Here is a 19,984-nt window from a genome sequence, read left to right as displayed (position 1 = left end):
ACCCATTTATTGTCTATTTGTTATTCAAACAGATGACAAGCCACATAGTGCTCTTCACCGTTCTCCCCAACATTATAGACGGCAGGTATCTCATTTTTACACCGCTCAGTTGCTTGTGGGCAACGGGTTCTAAAGGTACAACCTGATGGTGGATTTAGGGGTGATGGTACATCTCCCTGAAGTTTAATCGCTTCAGATTTAAACGTCGGATCTGGCACAGGAATCGCTGACAGTAGCGCCTTAGTATAAGGGTGTTTAGGCTCTCGATACAGCGCCTCTGCCGGTGCTTTCTCAACCATACGCCCTAAGTACATAACACCTACATCATCACAAATGTGCTGAACTACGGCCAAGTCATGCGCAATGAATAAAAAAGAGATGCCTTTCTTCTCTTGCAGTTCAGCAATCAAATTCAATACCTGAGCTTGAACAGATACATCAAGAGCTGATACCGGTTCATCGGCCACAATGAATCTAGGCTCAAGCACTAAAGCTCGTGCGATACCGACACGTTGACGCTGCCCACCAGAAAACTCATGAGGGTAGCGGTTCAACGCTTGCGGTCGCAAACCTACAATTTCCATGACTTCGGCAATTTTGGCTTCACGCTCTTCTACTGTACCCACTTTATGGGTATCTAGGGGCTCGCGCAAAATATCATGAATGGTCATTCGTGGGCTTAAAGAAGCAAACGGGTCTTGAAAGATAATTTGAATATCTTTTCGTAACGCTTTCATCTCACTGGCACTTAGGTGAACCAGATCGGTGCCATTAAGTTTTACTTCGCCTTCGGTTGGCTCATGCAGACGCAGGATACAACGACCTAGCGTAGACTTACCGCAACCTGATTCGCCAACCAACCCTAAGGTTTTTCCTTGTTCGATGACAAAGCTCACATCATCAACCGCTTTACAGAGTCTCTGGTTCTTTTTAAAAAAGCTTTTACCGACAGCAAAGTGCTTCTTGAGACCGTTAACCTCTAGCAACATCTCACTCATACTGCACCTCCAATTGGGTTAAAGCAGGCAACTTGGTGGTGTTCAGTGCCACCTAAATCTGGGCGTTGCGTACTGCATTTAGATTCTGCAAATTCACAACGGTCTGCAAAGCGACAACCTGAAGGTAAATTAAACAGATCCGGTACCACACCATCAATGGTTGGCAATCTTGGGATCTTCTTATCTCGAACCACAGGGATCGATTTTAGAAGACCTTTGGTATAAGGGTGTTGAGGGTTAGCAAAAATATCTTCAACAGAGGCTTGCTCGATGATCTGACCACAATACATCACCACAACACGCTGACAAGACTCTGCTACCACACCGAGATCATGAGTGACCAATACAACGGCCATGTTCAACTCTTTCTGTAGTCGAACCATCTCATCCATCACCTGGGCTTGAATGGTTACATCAAGTGCCGTGGTTGGTTCATCGGCTAATAACAGATCGGGGCCACATGATAACGCCATTGCGATCATCACACGCTGTCTCATACCACCAGACAGTTGATGAGGGTATTCATTAATACGGCTTTCTGGGGAAGGAATACCGACAGTTTCCAGCATCCCAATCGCACGCTTTTTGGCTTCAGACTTACTTAAATCACTGTGCAGACGAATCACATCGACCATTTGGGTGCTGATTCGTAATACTGGATTCAATGCCGTCATTGGTTCCTGGAAGATCATCGAGATGTCGTTACCACGAATTTTTCGATACTCTTTTTCTGTCAATCCAATTAATTCACGACCATTGTATTTAATGCTGCCATCAACAATTTTTCCAGGTGGCGATGGGATCAGACCCATGATTGATAGTGAACTCACTGATTTACCACAGCCAGATTCACCCACAATAGCGATGGTCTCTCCAGGCATAATATTAAAGCTTACGCCGTCAATCGCTCGAACCGTGCCTTTATCAGTAGTGAAATCTACCGTTAAATTATCAACGACAAGTAGTGGTTTAGATTCCATGATTATACTTTCCTCGGGTCTAGTGCATCTTGCAGTGAATCTGAGAACATATTAAAAGCAAGTACTAGGATAAATAGCATGCCAGATGCAGCAAAGAAGTTACTGAAATGACCGGCAGTCACCTCGCCACTTGCTTCTGCAATCATCAAGCCCCAGCTGATGCTGTCTTTAATTCCCAAACCAAGGAAGCTTAGGATAACTTCACTTTTGATCGCTGTAATAAACAGAATCGTCATGTCGACTAATAGAATGTGAGTTGTATTTGGCATTAAATGCTTGAAGATAACACGGTATACCGGTACCCCAAGAGAGTGGGCTGCCTCAACAAACTCCATGCTTTTTAATTTAATTACTTCACCACGAACCACCCTTGCAGTACCGGTCCAGAAGGCCAGCATCATCGCAATATGCATTGAGTACGGGTTTCCTTCTAACGCAACACCAATGGCAGCAACGGTTAAGAAGTATGGGATACAGTCAATACTGTTCATGACCCACAGTACCAACTCATCAAAAACGGTTCCTGAAAAGTACCCCGTTACACAGCCAGCAATCGCACCAAACATCGTGGCAAAAATAGCCACCATCAAACCGACTTCAAAAGCAGTTTTGGTGCTGTAAATAGCACGTTGAAAAATATCTTGGCCATTGATGGTGGTTCCAAACCAGTGTTCTGCGGTTGGTCCCATCTGCCCACTTGCCATTAGGACATCCCAATCTTGGGCAATCAACCCTAACCAAACTAGTACCGCAATCAATAGGTAGCTGGCTACGACAATGAAACTCACCATTCCAATTTTATCTTTGGCAAACTTGACAACCGCTTTGGTCCACAAAGATTCTCTTTTTTGTGGCTTGCTAGTTGCGTCTAGCTGACCACTTAATACTTCAGACATAATTCCATCCCTTATTTAAGTGATATGCGCGGATCAACCATCCGGTATAACACATCAACAATACTAACCACACCAATAAACAAGAAGGTTATCAATACGATTACGGCTTTCAATACAGGAAGATCACCTGTAGTTATCGCATCGTAAGTCACCAAGCCGACACCTGGGATACCGAAGTAACTCTCCAGCAATAACGAGCCTCCTATTACTACGAATGGAATAGTGAATACAATTCGGGTAATGATTGGAATCAATGCATTTTTTAAAACATGTTTCATTAAAATCGTGGTTGGATTATGTCCAAACGCTTTCGCGGTTCGGATATGATCACGAGTGGTCTCTTCAACCAAGATGGCACGATAAAAACGGGTGTTATACCCTACCGCGACAAACACCGCGGAGATGGTAGGGACTGTCGTGTAATAGACGTAGTCTGACAGTGAGTTCACCTCCCAGCCATAGACTGGGAAGAGATTTAACCCGTAGTTAGAACAGAATATAAGTTGCGTTGCGATAATCACAATTAGATAAGAGACACTCATCCCAACAACAGATGATGACATCACCAGTTTATCGATAAATGTTGCTCTATTTTGAGCAGCAAGCAGTGCTAAACTGATCCCGATGATATGTCCAAGGAAAAAACCAGGTGTCACTAACATAATAGATACTGGAATGGTATTACTCAGTATCGTTGTCACTTTTTCACCCGTTGAATCGGAATAACCGAAATCAAAGGTAATCACCTGTTGAACATATTCGAAGTATCTAACAAAAAATGATTTGTCATACCCTAGCTGATGGCGAATCTCGTTAATCTCTTCAATCGTCGGGTTTCGACCAAGAAGATCGTAGGTTTTATCTGGCCCAAAATAGACCATTAAAACAAAACTTATCAAGGTGACACCAACCAATAAAGGCAGACTATAAATCAATTTTCTAAGGCAATATCGCAACGTTTCCATAATTCAGAGTCCTACTTCGTTGTATCTACATATTTAAAATAGTTACCGATAACGCTGCGCTGTGGCCAAACTAGGGCATCTTTATGCCACATGGTCACACCCGTTCTCGAGAAACTACCAATACCGACACAATCATCGACAAGAATAGTATTCATCTTCTTGTAGATAGCAGTACGTTCAGGACTAGGCTGCATAACGGATGCTTGTTCATACATCGCGTTATATTCAGGGTTGTTGTAGTTAGAGCTGTTTGAACCCGGCGAACGGTTAGGTCCGTAGAACAGTTGCAATGTATTCTCTGCATCTGGGTAATCTAGGCCCCATGCCATTGAGATCATCTGCGTTTTACTCTTCTTAACGTCTTTGTTGTAATCACCGAAGGTAGCGTAAGATTTGTACTTAATCTTATTTTTAGGGTATCCAATTTTAACCAAGTTACCTTTGAATTGTTCAAAGAACTGTTTCGCTTTGACACTTGATACACTTGGATAAACCAGCTTAGGCAGTGACTTAGCATCCCAACCATTTTCTGCTAACAGGGCTTTTGCACCTGCAATATCTTGCTCGATCGATGTCTTGTCCATGTTTGGATCAAAACCATCAGTTCCAGGAACAATAAAGCCTGGGTATGCATTACCGAGACCTAAGTAGAAGCGATCGATTCGCTCGGTCCAGTTGAATGATTTTACGATTGAACAGCGAAGTGCTTTGTTTTGCGCGTTGATTTTTGGATCATCAGAACGACCAAAGTACTCATCGTCGAAGTTGAACAGGTTATAAACTAGGCCTGCTTCCGTATCGACTTTGTAGTTGTATTTCTCAGCATATTCCGGCTTTAGAACCACTGGATTCTTTGAGCTAAGAACGGTTCCTACTTGCTCATTTTGTAGGCCTGTATTGGCAATCTCATTACCTTTAGAGAATGAGTTCCAACGAGCTGAAGCTTGCTTTATCCAGTTAGCTTCAATACGGTCTACGATTGGCAGCGATTTGCCTTCTAGAGCAGCAATGCCAGATGCACCGTGAATAGATTCGTCGTAACCCTCTTTAGCTAGATCCATGGTATCGCCACGGTAGCTTGGGTTACGCTCTAATACCGTTTTGGTATTGTTGTGTGATACTAACTTAAACGGGCCAGAGCCTACAGGATGAACTGACAGTTCACGACCATACTTTGCTACCGCTTCTTTTGGAACAATGCCAGAGAAACCCATTGCAAAGGTATAAGTTAATTGCGGATATGGTTTAGTCAGAACAATTTGAATGGTGTATTTGTCGACTGCTTTTAGCCCAGGGATCTCTTTCGCGTAATCAGAGCCCTCTGTTTTCCATGCGTCTAACCCTTCAATTTTACCACTCCATAACCATGAGCCTTGAGAGCGGTTCTTTTTATCAAAATGGCGTTTGAGTGAATAGACAAAATCATCTGCAACGACTTCACGTCCCTTGCCATCGGCAAACGCAGGATCGTCAGCGTACATGACACCTTGCTTAATTTTAATGGTGTAAGTTAACCCATCTTCAGACACTTCAGGGAGTGCAACTGCAAGGTTTGGTTTTAACTCAAAAGGCATGGTTAAATATTTATATTCATAAAGTGTGTCATAGACAGCGGTTACAATGGTTGTTGCATACATTGTGCCTGCTTGAGTGGTATCAAATGTGGTAGGAGCACCATTATCTGAAAACTTAAACACTTTGGTTTCATCAGCAACAGCAACGCTGGAGGCGATTAAAGCTGCTAACGGAATGAGCGTAAATTTATTCATTAAAAGTCCTTATTAGATTTATCGGTTGCTCTATCATTTCCTTCTGGAAGACCGCCGAACGGCAACCGAGTTATTCACTGCTTATTGATTCTTTACTAGTTATTCATAATGCGCATAAATAAACAAGCATAAAGTATACAATCTTAGATCTCACCGCTGAAATTTTATGAAAGCCCTTTAAACACTTGCATTAATTTTATAAACAAATTTAATAAAGCCGCATGTGACTTGATTTGAAACAAGTTTTATTCACTACTTAGATGCTAAGTATTCAGTCGTATATTTTTAACTCCGTGTATTTTTTTTATAACATCTAAAACAAAAAAGCCCCCATAAAATGGAGGCTCGCTTACAACTGATCACTTTGGTTATTTTCAGCTACTTTCTGTTGCTTCTTTTCCTTGGAATTAACATTGCCGAGCCGCATTCAGGGCTATTGATAATAGTTGCATCCAAACTGAATACTTCTTGTAGCATGCTTTCAGTCATCACCTGTTTACTCTCCCCTTGAATATAGAGTTTCCCAGATTTCATTACGATAAGTTCATCCGCATAGCGGCACGCCTGATTAAGATCATGCAGTACCACAACCACTGTTTTCCCACGTTCTACTAATTCAACCAAAATATCTAACAATTCATATTGATGCGAAAGATCTAGGTAGGTCGTCGGTTCGTCGAGCAACACAATATCGGTATTTTGAGCCAGAATCATGGCGATCCATACTCGTTGCCTTTGCCCGCCAGATAACGCACTCACTGGGCTATCTGAAAATGCGTCAACATTGGCGCTCTTCATCGCCTGATCCACATAGTAGTGATCATCCTTATTTAGACTCCCCATCATGTTTACATAGGGCGCCCTACCAAATCCGACTAACTCTTTTACGGTAACTCCTTCTGGTGTAATGGGCGTTTGAGGTAACAAAGAAATATGTTGTGCTAACGCTTTACTGCTCAATTGAAAAGTCGATTCCCCTGACGCTAGCGTAATGTCTCCACCTTTACTGCTGACCAATTTCACCACCGATTTTAATAAGGTAGATTTACCGCAACCGTTGGGGCCGATCAGTGCGGTAAGTTTCCCCGCTTTTATATTGCATGAAAAACCCTCTACAATAACCTTGTTGTTATAACCTAAGGTAAGATCATTTAGAGACAGTGCATGTTCCATTTGCATCACCAACGTTTATATCGAGTAAGTAAAAAAATAAAATAGGGCGCGCCAATAAAAGCCGTCAAAATGCCTGCGGGTAGCTCTATCGGCGGCATTAAAATCCTAGCAAACAGATCAGCACTCAACAAAATAGTCGCTCCCACCAACATCGTGACAGGGATCAAAGACAGATGACGCCCTCCCGTTAAGAATCGGGCGACATGTGGTGCAACTAAACCCACAAACCCAATATTGCCACAGATAGAAACGGCAACGCATGCAAGCGCTATACTGACCACTAAAGCCACTATTCTCACCTTGAATACCGGTTGCCCTAACCCTTGTGCTGTTTCATCACCTAAACCCAATAGATCAAGTCGGTACGCCAATATGATGGCAACAGGTAATAGCAGTAATAACCAAGCCCTGAGCATAGGAAGGTGACTCCAATTTCGCCCCCATATTGAGCCTGTCAGCCATATCATTGAGGTATTAATCTCCATTGGATGACTGATTAACAAAAAGTCGATGCCCGCTGAGCAGACCGCTGCTAAGGCAATTCCAATCAAAGCCAATGCGGCAGGTTGGTGTAATACGTGCCAAGCCAGCCACAGCAAAACAGCGGTAGTTATTGCTCCTCCAAAAAGGGCAATTAACGGTAACCACACAATAGGAATATCAGTCAGCAGTACGCTCGATAGCACCACGGCTAAGCTCGCACCTGAGGTAACCCCGAGCACATCAGGGGAAGCGAGTGGATTTCTCACCACACCTTGAACCAATAGACCGGAAAGTCCTAACGAAGCGCCGACTAAACTGGCCACTAGCATACGAGGAAAACGATATCCCCAAATGATGAATTCATTTTCTGTCACTTCACCAGATAGCGTTTCAATGACCTGCTCCCAAGGAACGTTCACTGCCCCAGCACTAATGTGCCAAACCGCAAACAGCGACCAAACAATAAGCAGCGATATTCCCGCTTGATAATGACGGGTCATACCTGACTCCTTACTTGCTGCTTGGTTAATAACAAGAAAAACAGCGCCCCTAATAAAGAGGTCACAATTCCGACGGGATTCTCCTGCCCGAGGTTAATGTAGCGGCTGCCAATATCAGCATAGAGTACTAGATTTCCACCTATCAATAGCGTAATAGGCATTAGGTAACGAATATCGTGCCCAACCCAGCTACGAGCAACGTGTGGAACCATTAATCCAACAAAACCTATGGGGCCTGCGACACTGACACAAGACGCAATCAATACCACAATGGCCAAACTTGATAAGGTGCGAACCTGCCATAACTTGCCGCCAACACTTTGCATCATCGATTCCCCTAACCGTAATAAGTTAAGTTGAAAGCTCAAATACATTGAAAGCAAAAAACCGATGATGAGTGTAGGTAATAGCAAGGTCACATCACTCCATCCAACATTGGCGACTGAACCAGTCAGCCAATACATGACTCCGTATGCGTGTTCATCTGCAAATATCACTGCTGCACGGGTTAATGAGATAAAAAGAAAGTTAAGTGCCACACCAGAAAGAACAACGCGAACTGGATTCACACGGCTTTGATGCAATCCCGCCAGAAAAAAGACCATGATGCCAGCCAGCAGTGCCCCCGCCATGGTAACAATAAGAATCGGTACACCGCTTAACCAAGGTAATAGACCCGTTGATGCAAACGCAAACGCAAAGGCGGCTCCGGCACTTACGCCGAAAATTGAGGGGGAAGCAAGTGGATTACGGGTTAACGACTGCATTAACAGACCAGCGACTGCCAGCCCCATTCCAGCTAACATAGCGACAAAGGCACGAGGCATTCTTATTGAATAGATAATGTGTTGATGTATCTCATTACCCGCTTGCCCTAATAAGAGTTGCCAGACATCTGTTAAAGTAAGGGGAAAATTGGACGCCAATATCAGTGATCCTGACCAGCCGAATAAAATAAGCACGACCAGCATGGCGATTTTGGTTAAATAGGAAAAACGCCAGCGAGAGGCTAGCGTTACAGTCATCGTGTTCATTATTTCAACAGTGCTTCAATTTCTGCCGCCATGATTTCAGCAGCGATCATGCCTCGATTAAGTGACCATAAACGGGGATCCGTTTCGGTATAGTGATCATTTTTCACCGAGCTCATCATGTTCCAAAGTGGATTCATTTTAAATTCATCTACAGCGGTTTCATCTCCGTACTCCCCAACCAAAAAGTAGTCTGGGTTAACCTGAAGCAGACGCTCTAACGTTGTACGTATGTAAGCTTTGTCTTTCTCTTCAGGGATCGGTGACGATAGGCCCAATCGAGTCATCACTCCACCCGCATAGGCCTTAGGTCCATGCATGGTGACACCACGTGAGCTTGATACCGCAAACATCACGGTTTTATCACTCTGTATACGGGCAGCAATATCATCCATACGCGTATTATGCGCGCTGACCATGGCGTTCATTTCAGCCTCTTTGCCTAACGCGGCTGCCACCTTAATGACGGCTTGCAAATTATCTTCGTAAGACTCACCACGACTTTTTAAAATCAAGGTGGGCGCAATTTTTTTCAGATCTTCGTAAATCGCTTCATGTCGCTCACGATCGGCAATAATCAAATCTGGTTTAAGCGAGGCAATCACCTCAAGGCTAGGTTGCGAACGAGAACCCACAGATGTCCAGCTATCAATACGCTGTCGTATCGGCTCAATAACGCGCGTGTTGTCGTTATCATCGGCGACACCTACTGGGGAGACTTTGATATTAGCGAGCGCATCAACAAACGAGAATTCCAGTGCCACTACACGTTTTGGCGCCTCTTGTAACACTAAGGTACCTATTTCATCTTTTACTCTGATTTCAGCCTGTGCTGTTGTGACTAACAACAGTGCTGATATTGCTACTATCCATTTTTTTAACACGGTAATCTCCCTGAAAACAATAATAATTCTCAAGCGCATTATCCACACGAGAGCAATTAATGCAAATGGTTATCATTTATTAATTATCGGGAGTGACTCTCATCATGAGCGAGTACTTCGGCAAGCCAAGCGGAGTTATCGGATATGAGGTGTCGTTGTGCTTTATTGACTTACAGTTTACTGAGCTGATTTACGTTACGGCGGTTCACCTTGATAAATGAGGCTGTCATCATCAGTTTTCCTTAATCGGTTGATACTCTGCAAAAATCTATAAGGCTTGAATAGCACAAATGTAATATCGAGATTATATGATCTGGTAAAGATGTTCATAGTAACACCTGACTGAATAGCTACTCATTATTTATATCGTTATTGAAAATGCAAAATACCTTTAATTTTACACTTAAAATCAACCATTTAACTAAAGGCACTTACTTTGGCGATATTATAAAATTTCATCATTAAGACGAAAGTATAAAAAATAATCACCTTGAATGCATGGGCWATTCACTATTCAGCATAGATATCCGTATATAATATACAATCTTGCTTAAAATATGATTCTCATCATCTTTTTATTATTTTTGATAGCATTATCAACTGCTATTTTATGCATTCGTTTCTTCTATTTTTCTCTCGACCGCCCATTATTTCTCAGCTCATTGCCGGATATTCATTCAAGGATATAGCTCATCAATTACGATTATTTATTCGTCACTTTCATGTGTGATTTTCCTCGCAAAACGTATTGTAGACATGCACTAACCTCCCTTTTGTAAATTGTCACTTCACAGAATTGATTTATCAAAAGGACCCTAATATGAAAAAACAGTTTCGCTTAACTGCTCTTTCCGCGGCAGTGATTGCTATCGCTTCTCTATCAGGTTGTGCAACAACAGCAGACCACTCTACTGCCAATCAAGCAGAGCAGATGCGAACCATCTTTACTGACTACCAAACAGCAGTAAACGATTTAGACAGTACCTCTTTTGGTCAGATTTCAGACCAAATGGCCGCCTCTCGTCAGACTCTTGATCGACTCTATTTAGAGAAGTTATCTCAGCTTGATCGCTCAGAGCTTACTGATGAAGACAAAGTCTATTTTGATACTTTCCTTTTTGATCGTGACATCGCCATTCGTGGTGCTTCATTAGCCAACTCTCGTTTTGGTAATCCAGATGTGCCTGTTACTCACTTCTATAACTACATGGAGTGGAATGCAGAAGAAGCTGGCGCGACAGCAGAAGATGCAGAGGGATACACAACTCAGCTTACTATGCTTCGTGAGTACACGTCGTGGGTGAAAAACTTCCACTCTCAATACTCATTAGGTGCCACTGAGCAGATTCAACTACCAAAAGTTCTGATCAAACGCTTTAATGACAGCAGTAAAGGTACGATTGCCAGTGATGACTACGCCATGTTAAAACAGGGCTTGAACGATATCGTTGCAACAGGCACGTTCGACAAAGCCTTCGTGACTGAATACACCGAAGCGGTCGCACAAGCGGAAACCGCGACTCACGATTTCATTGATTACATCGCGACCGACTACATGGCATCTGCTCGTGGTACTGGCAAGGAAGGCAGCGTTACCGATAAAAACATCGGTTGGGGCGCACTGCCAAACGGCCAAGCTTGGTATCAGTGGCACCTAGACAGAAACAGCACCACTGGCAAATCGGCTGCAGAGTTGAGCGCAATGGGTGAAGAGCTGGTTGCTGATGCCAAAGCTGAGATGATCCGTGTTGCTAAAGTGATTGTGAGCAAACATGGTAAATCCATTACCGCTGACTTTAGAGACCCGAAAACAGAGAAAACCGCGCCGCGCACCTTTGTAATCGCTGATGCGAACAACAACATTAACCTCAACGAGTTTTTTGCTTATCTAAACAGTGAGAAGTTCTTCTTCGGTCGTGATGGCAGCAATGTAACCGGAACTCAATATGCCGAGGAGTGTAAAGTTGCTTCAAACCCATCCTCATGTGAATCTTCACTGACGGACTACTACCTGTTCAAAAACAACGCCAATGAAGTGGTTAAAAGCTACTTTAATGCGATTGAAACTGACTACACCATTATTCCTTCTCCGGCTGGACGTGAGTTGTATGACGGGGTCGCCTCTTACGACAGTAACGAGTTTACTCTAAATACCAACCCAGATTACAGCCTGCAAAAATGGAATGTATCTACCCTGTTATTGCATGAAGCAGCGCCAGGTCACCACTTCCAAAATGCGTATGCGACAGAGTATCCGCCAGCAGACAAACCAGACTACATGAAAGATGTATGGTACACCGCGTACGGCGAAGGCTGGGCACTGTATACCGAATGGTTAGGCGCTGAGATGAAGATCTACGGTGAGCTAGATAGTGAAGGTAAACCAACCTTCGTGAACGGCACAGGCATGTGTACCGACAGCAACGACTACAGCAACTTCCAAGGTGGCATCTACAAAGATGCAGAGGAGTGTAACGCACTTCAATACTTCGGAAGCTTGAATGAAGCACAGCTGCGTAACATGCGTTTAGCGGTAGATACGGGCATTCACGCAAAAGGTTGGAGCATTCAAGAAGCGCGCGATTACATGAAAGCCAACTCTGCACTAGGGCAAGGTGACATCGCCTCTGAAAGCTACCGTTATGCAGCTCACGTAGGGCAAGCGGTTTCGTACAAATCTGGCTTCTTAGTCATCCGCGATATGCTGTTAAAAGCACAAAGCGAGCTAGGCGATAAGTTTGATTGGGCTGAGTTCCACGACCAGCTACTAAAATATGCAGACCAACCAATGGAAGTGATCGAAACCAGCATCACCAATTGGATCAAAGCAAAGAAGTAACACGCCAATAAATACGACCAAAGCGCTTGTTGACAACAACAAGCGCTTTTTTATAAAGAGACTATAAATCAGGTTACTTTCTTGGTTAAGGCAACATAAAGAAACACTTAAACCCATAAAATTCAGCTATATGATGCTGTCAATATTATAAAACAGCTATCTAATAAAGAAAAAAAAGACTATACCAAAAACTTGTAATATAAATAGTACAAGAGCTGACACCCTCAAATTCCTATAAATCCTATAACCATAATCAGTATATTTTATATTATTGAAAAAATAGATTGAAAAATTAATATCTGAATCTTTCTTGTCTATGATGTGAGGTAGTAAAAGTAATGGTCCAATCACCATAGTAATCCCCAAAAGAGCTCCAGTAATAATTAAATAGTAGAAAACAGCCATTAACATAATATAGACCCTCTAATAATAGCTTATGACTATACCAATGCCTCCTCCAGCACTAATACCTTTATTTACATTTAGAGCGTTTAGCTTCAAATCATCAGATATGTCTGGATCATTAACAGTAATATTTCCATCCATATCAATTTCAGCCCCAGCATTAATTTCTTTACCATATGGACCAAATGTACCGTCCAAATTGTAATTATAACCTAATGACATATTTGGCTTACAACCACCCTTTCCTTTACCATTGTCTAAAGGGTCAACGCCTAAACCCGCGTACAATCCAGCTCCAAGTTCAATATCGATAAAAGGCCTGCTAGTAATATCGCTCCATCCTAATTTTATTTTCCCTCCCCAACCACTCTTAAAACCCACAGTAACTGAGTACCTTCCATCCGGATCCACATAGCCCATTGGGTCGCCATTCACATAAGCGTAGAGATTTATCCCTCCCGCTTCTTGCAGTGGATCTCGGTTTAACCAACGCCCAAGGTTTGGCATGTAAAAACGATAACCAACTTAACATGTGACATATTTGTAAGAATTGAAAATTGATGTTTTGAGTGGAATTATTTTAATTCTTGATTTGAAATCACCTAAATAATCAACTGACAATACTGTCATTTGCATTGTGCCCATTTAGATATTTAAATTTAAAAGATAGATGAAATGAGAGCTCTTGATGGTAGCAGCAAGAGCTTTTGGGGGTTTAGTTCTGTTTACTCAATGCCAATTTCAGACCAAAGAAAACAAATAGTGCGCCGGTAAATTTAGTTAAATATTGTGTGACACGCTCACTCTGTTTTATTTTTTTACTCACAGAGGATGATGACCAAGCAAGGAAGTGGCACCAGATCATTCCGTTGATATTAAAAACAATACCCAAGAATATAAATGATAACGCTTTATTTGGAGAGTCAACAGAGATAAATTGAGGCACGAAGGCTAAAAAGAACAGCGCTACTTTAGGGTTCAGGGTATTGGTTAAAAAACCTTGATAGTATGTTTTGGCTAAAGGAATGGATCGTTTAACTGCTTCTCTATTTTGAGTTGAGCTCGCTTTGGAAAACAGCATCGATAAACCAATGTACAACAGATAGAGACAACCAATCACTTTCACAACCGTAAAGGCGGCAGCAGATGTAGCAAGAATGGCAGACAATCCAAATGCCGCCGCAAACACATGAACTAAGGTGCCTGTTCCTATTCCTAATGAAGCAACCGAACCTGCTTTAAAACCTTGCCCCGCACTTCGCCCAATAATAAACAACGAATCTGGCCCGGGGATCATGTTTAACGCAATTCCCGATACGATAAATAGCCATAGATCAGTTACCCCTAACATTTCTCACCTCGAACAGACATAGGGTGGTCTTTATTCAACTGAAGCAGATCCCAGCGGTTGCCGTACAGATCTTCAAACACCGCGACGGTGCCGTACTCTTGTTCAGCTGGCGGTCGAATAAAGGTAATACCACCAGCAACCATTCGATTATAATCGCGCCAAAAATCATCGGTGTTCAGGAACAGAAAGACACGACCACCGGCTTGATTACCAATAAAGTTATGTTGCTCTGGCTTTGAGGCTTTTGCCAATAGTAACGCCGTGCCATTTGAACCAGGCGGAGACACCACGACCCACCGTTTGTCTTGTTCTGGTTGGTAAGTATCTTCTATCAACTCAAACTTAAGTTTATTCACATAAAACTCGAGGGCTTCGTCGTAATCTTTTACCACTAATGCAATGTGCACGATTGACTGTTTCATTATCATCCTTGCTTTGTTTACAATTTGGGTGAATTATTTCAATAAGCCTTTATCAACGGCGTCATCCAGTTTACTTTCTAACACCGTCCACAACGGTTTACTCGCTTTGGCGATGCGCTCCCCATTTAAAGCGTACACTTTCTCTTTCGGTATATTATGAGTTTTCCAGCTGTGACCTTCGCCGTGCATATTGTGCAGCAGTGGCGGAACGCGGTCGATCGCTTTTGCGTAAATGGCATCAGTACTCTCGCCCGTTTCAAACTCTATCCATAGCGTTGTCAGCTCCTTAGCCAGATCACTGGGTAACATGGCAAACAAGCGTTCAATACCATCTAGCTCTTTCTGTTTCTGCTCAGTGGTTTCACTTTCATAGATAATTTTGTCACCTGCGTCGATTTCACCTAGATCGTGGATCAGTAACATCTTAATGACGCGGTCTATGTTGATGGGCTCTGAAGAGTGGTCTTTTAACATGATGGCAGAAAGGGCAACGTGCCAACTGTGTTCTGCGGAGTTTTCAAATCTATCGAGGCCGACTGGTTTGGTTTTTCTGATGACATTTTTTAGTTTTTCTATCTCGACAATAAACTGCAGTATATTCTCAATGTCGTTCATGGCGCTCCTATATTTCGGTCAGTTACTTTCGAACAAGCACAAAAAAGGCTAACACATTGTTAGCCTTGAATCTCTACTATTCGATAATTACACTAAGCTCATTAGCATCTCGTCACTGTACTCGACTATCGCTTCTTTCGCTCTGATTCGAGCAACATAATCTGGATTAGCAATAAACGGACGACCAATGGCAATCAGATCAAACTTTTCCGCATCAATCGCTTCACTGGCTGTTTCAGCGCTGTAACTACCAACACCCACTAACGTTTTACTGTAATGGCTTCGCACATAGCTGGATGCACGTCCCCCCAAATAATCGAACTCCATGCTGTCATCAAAGATTCCGATGTGTAAAAACGCCAAATCACGCTTTTCCAGCTCTGCTAATAAATGATCTGATACCGCACGATCACGGCTGTCTGTACCAATATTGGCATACGCTCCAGGGGAAACACGAAGCCCTGTTCTCTCATTACCGATACGTGCAATAACAGCGTCCATGAGCTCCAATGCAAAGCGAGACATATTTTCTGGTGTTCCACCGTATTCATCACTGCGTATATTGCTTTCATGATGTAAGAACTGGTCAATAATATATCCATTGGCACCATGAATTTCTACACCATCAAAACCTGCTGAAATGGCATTTTGAGAGGCTTGAGAAAAATCCTCAACCAGTTTCTTAATGTCACTATGCGATACCGCTTTAGGAACTTGATACGTCAACTCACGCATACGGGGAAGTGTGCCTTCAATAGCGATCGCCGAAGGTGCTAATACTGCTGCGTCATTGGTAAAGTAGGGGTGCGCAACTCTACCAGTATGCCAAAGCTGTGCAAAAATCTTACCCCCTTTATCATGAACCGCATCAGTGACTTTACGCCACCCTTCAATCTGTTTGGCAGTAAACAGGCCCGGAGTATTTGGATAACCCTGTCCATCAGCACGGATCAATATCGCTTCGCTAATGATCAACCCTGCATCTGCTCGGCGTGCGTAGTAATCCACCATGGCTTGAGTAGGCACTAATTCATCATCCGCCATGCACCTTGTCAGTGGTGCCATCAAAATACGGTTATTTAGAGTGATGCTGCTATTAAGAGCGTATGGGGTAAACAAATTCTCAGTCATGATGGCTTCCTTTATTGAATGTTCGTTCAAGATATCGTTACTTGAACAAACATTCAAGAAGTATTTTGAACAATCATTCAATGTTAAGTATAATCGGTTCCACGACCTTGTATGTTTGAGAGCGGTAATGAGAAGCGCTGAATTTGATAGAGAAACGGTTTTACGATCTGCCATGAAAGCATTCATGATAAAAGGCTATGCTAAAACGAACATGCAAGAGCTAACCAAAGCAACAGGCTTACATCCTGGTTCTATTTATTGTGCCTTTACCAATAAACGTGGTTTGCTATTAGCGGCCATTGAACAATACAATTGCGATAGAAGTGTGGAGTTCGAGCAGTTTTTTGCCCAACAGAAACCGATGCTAGACAATATTAAGGACTATTTAAACCACATTGTGAATCAATGTATCAGTTGCGATGCATCCCAAGCCTGCTTATTAACTAAAGCAATGAATGAAATTGCAGAGCAAGACGAAGAGATTCAGAAGATTATTTCCAATGACTTATGTAATTGGCAGAGTGCTATCGCCAGTAAATTTGAAATTGCCCGATCACAGGGTGAGTTAAAAAGCGTAAGAAATGATACGCAGCTCGCTCAATATCTCACAATGGGGATTTTTGGCTTAAGAACTTTCTCTCATACTCACCCAAAAGCAAATGACATACAACAACTTGCTGATCAGCTATTCAATGATATCTGCCGACATTAATTATGCCCAGGCAAACCAAGCTATAGATAAACCTACTAATAGGTATTTCAAAGCGACAACCACTCTCTTTTTTCGGTTTAGAATTAAATTGAGCTCATCATTTCGATGTTCACGGCGCTCTGACAATCGTTCTGATTCTGTGAATTCATTTTCGGGCAGCCACTGAGAAGTCGCCTTTGGAAAGTGCTGTTTGGAATGTGTTGTTGCATTATCAATATTTAATGTTGTCATTTTTAATCTCTTTCGTAATGGTTTTCATCGTTGTCCTATCCATGACCTCATTTAATATTATCCTAACTATTTGTTTTTTTCCTCAAGCCCTAGGTTAATAATTGTAAAATCTTTGCAAAAAAATATGAATAATTATAAATCGAATAAAATGCCTCTTTTTATTGCAAGTTATCCTATTTCAATCTTGGGTTCCTCATTATCTTTCTGAACTCCGATTACAGTAACCATATGAAATTGTTGAAATAAAAAATTAAAACAATAAATCGGATAATTATGTAATTTATCAGAACTGAAAGTGCCAATATATCGGTTCTATAAATATCTACGTTCTTATTTCTAAGATATATTTATATTCACATATGAAATATAACGCACTAAAGCGTTAATTGTAGGTGCGGAGAGTGGGTATTTTATCTTATGAGGAAAGAGTATTACGATATAAATAGGAGCAATTGCTGAATGAGCTACTTACATTAAATAGCTCATAAGCAGGATTTAACCTTCAATCACCTTCATTAACAGTGTGCCATCAAACATAGCTTGCTTGATTAGTGCCGCCCCTGCCATGGTCCCTTCCGTATAAAATTTACTCTGTTCAAGAACTAAATCTTGAAAGTAGATAGGAATGGATTGGCTTTCAACGCACTGTAATATTGCCGGGTAGAGAAGAGATTTGGCGTGATTCACCTCGCCTCCAATCAGGATTTTTTCTGGGTTAAATAGATTCACCATGATCGCAATCGCTTGGCCAAGATGGTGACCAAGCTCAGTGATCACTTTAATGGAAAGTTCATCGCCTTGATTGGCCGCTATACAGATCTTTTCCACACTCAATTCATCTCGTTCTAGCAACGTTTTGTGGCCATCATCGATATGTCGTTCCACTTTTTCAATTAAGGATGCAGAGCTGGCTACGGTCTCTAAACAACCTATATTGCCACAGTGACAACGCTTACCTAATTTATCAATCTGGATATGGCCTAACTCACCAATATTTCCAGTACGACCTTGAAGAACACGATTATCTAAAATAATTCCGGCACCAACACCATGATGGATTGAAATTAAAATAGAGTTTTCATTCTCTTGTGAATGACCAAAAAAATGCTCAGCCAATGCCCATGCATGAGTATCATTAGCAATATATACTGGCAGACCTGTGGCCGTTTGAATCTCTGGACCTAAGGCTAAGTTATTCACGTTATAGTGTGGCATTTGAATCACCACCCCTTCGGATGAGTTCACTAAGCCCGGAAGCGTAATACCAATACTGGTTACACGCCCCAATTGGTTCGCGTGTTTATTGAAGAAAACATCAATTTCCGACAGTAGCCTTGCCAGCACCTCTTCTTGCTCTATTTCTACAATATCTTGCTTCTCTTCAAACAAAATTGAGCCACCAAGCTCATGAAGCGCTATGGTTAAATACCCTCGCCCGAGGCGCAAGGATAAAAAATGCCAATCAACATTATCGGTTTGAAGGGCGATTGCCGGGCGACCACGACTATTTGCTTCTTGAAATGGTGTTTCTTTGATAAGGTGTGCGTCGATCAATTCGCGAGTAATTTTTGTAATACTCGCAGGAGCCAGTTCACTGACTTTAGAAAGGTCTATTCTGGAAATTGGCCCAAGCTGATCGATCAACTTGTATACTCTACCCGCATTCACTTGTTTAATTTGGTCGATATGACCTGGCTGGGCATTGTACATTTGAACTCCAAAATTTTATGATTACTGCAATTTTTTTACTTTGCGAACAAATTGTGAAGTCATTTATATGACTCGCGTGATACTCATCACACTTAGTCGATTATAAATATCCATTATGGGATCATTTAGTCCTTTATAAAAAGGGAAAAGCCTATTTTTTTATAGGCCCAAAATAAATAAGAAATGAATATGTATAAACTCAATGAACTTTTTCAGACCATTCAAGGTGAAGGGTGCTTTACCGGGACTCCTGCAATCTTTATTCGTTTACAAGGTTGCCCAGTAGGCTGTGCATGGTGTGATACCAAACAAACCTGGGATGCCCATCCTTATGACCACACTACCATTGAAAATATATTGAAAAAACGTGAAGATCACCCGAGTTGGTCTGCAATCAGTTCCGAACAAATTATCGATATTTTATCTCAGGAAGAATTTACGGCCAAACACATTGTTATTACCGGTGGTGAACCATGTTGGTACGATCTTATTCCTCTTACCACTGAATTAGAAAAGCACGGTTATCAATGTCAAATTGAAACCAGTGGCACTTTTGAAGTCAAAGCGAGCCTAAACACCTTTGTCACGGTTTCGCCAAAGATCAATATGAAAGCAAAGATGCCCATTATTCCAGCCGCTCTTGCTCGAGCCGATGAAATAAAACACCCGGTAGGCAGTCAAAAAGATATAGAGCAACTCGATTCGCTTCTTTTAGATCAGCCTTTAAAAGAGAGTGTCATTATTGCTTTGCAACCTATCAGTCAAAAAGAGAGAGCCACGACTCTCTGTATCGAGACCTGTATAGAACGTAACTGGCGCTTATCAATACAGACTCATAAATATTTATCGATCGCGTAATCAATTGTCACAATTGGTGAATATCACGCTC

At 42.1% G+C, this 19,984-nt stretch carries 18 protein-coding genes and 1 pseudogene; 3 read left to right on the top strand and 16 right to left on the bottom strand.

What is annotated here, in order from left to right; genetic code table 11:
* Positions 1 to 20 precede the first annotated feature (20 nt).
* The 9 genes from L4C32_RS00790 to L4C32_RS00750 all read right to left on the bottom strand — a co-directional run bounded on the left by L4C32_RS00790 (position 21) and on the right by L4C32_RS00750 (position 9,679).
* A complete protein-coding gene (locus L4C32_RS00790; RefSeq protein WP_428194939.1) occupies positions 21 to 998 on the bottom strand; it encodes an ABC transporter ATP-binding protein in 978 nt (325 codons plus the stop codon).
* On the bottom strand, positions 995 to 1,978 hold the full coding sequence (locus L4C32_RS00785; protein WP_428194938.1) for an ABC transporter ATP-binding protein: 984 nt from the start codon (positions 1,976 to 1,978) through the stop codon (positions 995 to 997). The genes L4C32_RS00790 and L4C32_RS00785 overlap by 4 nt, the downstream gene beginning before the upstream one ends.
* Before the next feature lie 2 nt (positions 1,979 to 1,980).
* Positions 1,981 to 2,874, bottom strand: coding sequence for an ABC transporter permease (locus L4C32_RS00780; protein ID WP_428194937.1), 894 nt, complete (start codon positions 2,872 to 2,874; stop codon positions 1,981 to 1,983).
* An 11-nt stretch (positions 2,875 to 2,885) separates the two neighbouring features.
* Positions 2,886 to 3,839, bottom strand: coding sequence for an ABC transporter permease (locus L4C32_RS00775; protein ID WP_428194936.1), 954 nt, complete (start codon positions 3,837 to 3,839; stop codon positions 2,886 to 2,888).
* An 11-nt stretch (positions 3,840 to 3,850) separates the two neighbouring features.
* The gene (locus L4C32_RS00770; protein ID WP_428194935.1) at positions 3,851 to 5,608 is read right to left on the bottom strand and encodes an ABC transporter substrate-binding protein; all 1,758 of its coding nucleotides are present in this window, start codon (positions 5,606 to 5,608) and stop codon (positions 3,851 to 3,853) included.
* Between the two features lie 378 nt (positions 5,609 to 5,986).
* Positions 5,987 to 6,781: an ATP-binding cassette domain-containing protein gene (locus L4C32_RS00765; protein ID WP_428194934.1), complete on the bottom strand. Its 795-nt coding sequence runs from the start codon at positions 6,779 to 6,781 to the stop codon at positions 5,987 to 5,989.
* 5 nt (positions 6,782 to 6,786) lie between these two features.
* Positions 6,787 to 7,764, bottom strand: a complete 978-nt coding sequence (locus L4C32_RS00760; RefSeq protein WP_428194933.1) for an iron chelate uptake ABC transporter family permease subunit — start codon at positions 7,762 to 7,764, stop codon at positions 6,787 to 6,789.
* The gene (locus tag L4C32_RS00755) at positions 7,761 to 8,789 is read right to left on the bottom strand and encodes a FecCD family ABC transporter permease (RefSeq protein WP_428194932.1); all 1,029 of its coding nucleotides are present in this window, start codon (positions 8,787 to 8,789) and stop codon (positions 7,761 to 7,763) included. The genes L4C32_RS00760 and L4C32_RS00755 overlap by 4 nt, the downstream gene beginning before the upstream one ends.
* 8 nt (positions 8,790 to 8,797) lie before the next feature.
* Positions 8,798 to 9,679: a Fe(3+) dicitrate ABC transporter substrate-binding protein gene (locus tag L4C32_RS00750; RefSeq protein WP_428194931.1), complete on the bottom strand. Its 882-nt coding sequence runs from the start codon at positions 9,677 to 9,679 to the stop codon at positions 8,798 to 8,800.
* Positions 9,680 to 10,499: 820 nt separating this feature from the next.
* Here L4C32_RS00750 and L4C32_RS00745 point away from each other — a divergent pair.
* The gene (locus L4C32_RS00745; protein WP_428194930.1) at positions 10,500 to 12,518 is read left to right on the top strand and encodes a DUF885 domain-containing protein; all 2,019 of its coding nucleotides are present in this window, start codon (positions 10,500 to 10,502) and stop codon (positions 12,516 to 12,518) included.
* Between the two features lie 423 nt (positions 12,519 to 12,941).
* Here L4C32_RS00745 and L4C32_RS00740 read toward each other — a convergent pair.
* The 5 genes and pseudogenes from L4C32_RS00740 to L4C32_RS00720 all read right to left on the bottom strand — a co-directional run.
* Positions 12,942 to 13,433: pseudogene (locus L4C32_RS00740) on the bottom strand (RHS repeat-associated core domain-containing protein); the annotation flags it as partial.
* Positions 13,434 to 13,638: 205 nt separating this feature from the next.
* Positions 13,639 to 14,274, bottom strand: a complete 636-nt coding sequence (locus tag L4C32_RS00735) for a LysE family translocator (protein WP_428194929.1) — start codon at positions 14,272 to 14,274, stop codon at positions 13,639 to 13,641.
* A complete protein-coding gene (locus tag L4C32_RS00730) occupies positions 14,268 to 14,696 on the bottom strand; it encodes a VOC family protein (RefSeq protein ID WP_428194928.1) in 429 nt (142 codons plus the stop codon). Before L4C32_RS00730 ends, L4C32_RS00735 begins: the two co-directional genes overlap by 7 nt.
* Before the next feature lie 33 nt (positions 14,697 to 14,729).
* Positions 14,730 to 15,311 carry an HD domain-containing protein gene (locus L4C32_RS00725; protein WP_428194927.1) on the bottom strand — a complete coding sequence of 194 codons (582 nt, stop codon included), beginning with the start codon at positions 15,309 to 15,311 and terminating at the stop codon, positions 14,730 to 14,732.
* 87 nt (positions 15,312 to 15,398) lie between these two features.
* Positions 15,399 to 16,442, bottom strand: a complete 1,044-nt coding sequence (locus L4C32_RS00720) for an alkene reductase (RefSeq protein ID WP_428194926.1) — start codon at positions 16,440 to 16,442, stop codon at positions 15,399 to 15,401.
* Positions 16,443 to 16,569: 127 nt separating this feature from the next.
* Here L4C32_RS00720 and L4C32_RS00715 point away from each other — a divergent pair, with 127 nt between their 5' ends.
* Entirely contained in the window at positions 16,570 to 17,154 is a 585-nt protein-coding gene (locus tag L4C32_RS00715; protein WP_428194925.1) for a TetR/AcrR family transcriptional regulator, read from the top strand.
* On the opposite strand, the gene L4C32_RS00710 is transcribed toward L4C32_RS00715, so the two are convergent.
* Together L4C32_RS00710 and mlc are read right to left on the bottom strand one after the other, a co-directional pair.
* Positions 17,155 to 17,385, bottom strand: a complete 231-nt coding sequence (locus L4C32_RS00710) for a hypothetical protein (RefSeq protein WP_428194924.1) — start codon at positions 17,383 to 17,385, stop codon at positions 17,155 to 17,157.
* Between the two features lie 495 nt (positions 17,386 to 17,880).
* The gene (mlc, locus tag L4C32_RS00705) at positions 17,881 to 19,095 is read right to left on the bottom strand and encodes a sugar metabolism global transcriptional regulator Mlc (RefSeq protein ID WP_428194923.1); all 1,215 of its coding nucleotides are present in this window, start codon (positions 19,093 to 19,095) and stop codon (positions 17,881 to 17,883) included.
* A gap of 189 nt (positions 19,096 to 19,284) precedes the next feature.
* On the opposite strand from mlc, the gene queE reads away from it, so the two are divergent.
* A complete protein-coding gene (gene queE, locus L4C32_RS00700) occupies positions 19,285 to 19,953 on the top strand; it encodes a 7-carboxy-7-deazaguanine synthase QueE (RefSeq protein ID WP_428194922.1) in 669 nt (222 codons plus the stop codon).
* Positions 19,954 to 19,984: the final 31 nt, after the last annotated feature.

Origin of the sequence: Aliivibrio kagoshimensis (assembly GCF_050337105.1) — a bacterium.
Classification (GTDB): domain Bacteria; phylum Pseudomonadota; class Gammaproteobacteria; order Enterobacterales; family Vibrionaceae; genus Aliivibrio_A; species Aliivibrio_A kagoshimensis.
This window is presented reverse-complemented; position numbering and strand designations above follow the sequence as displayed.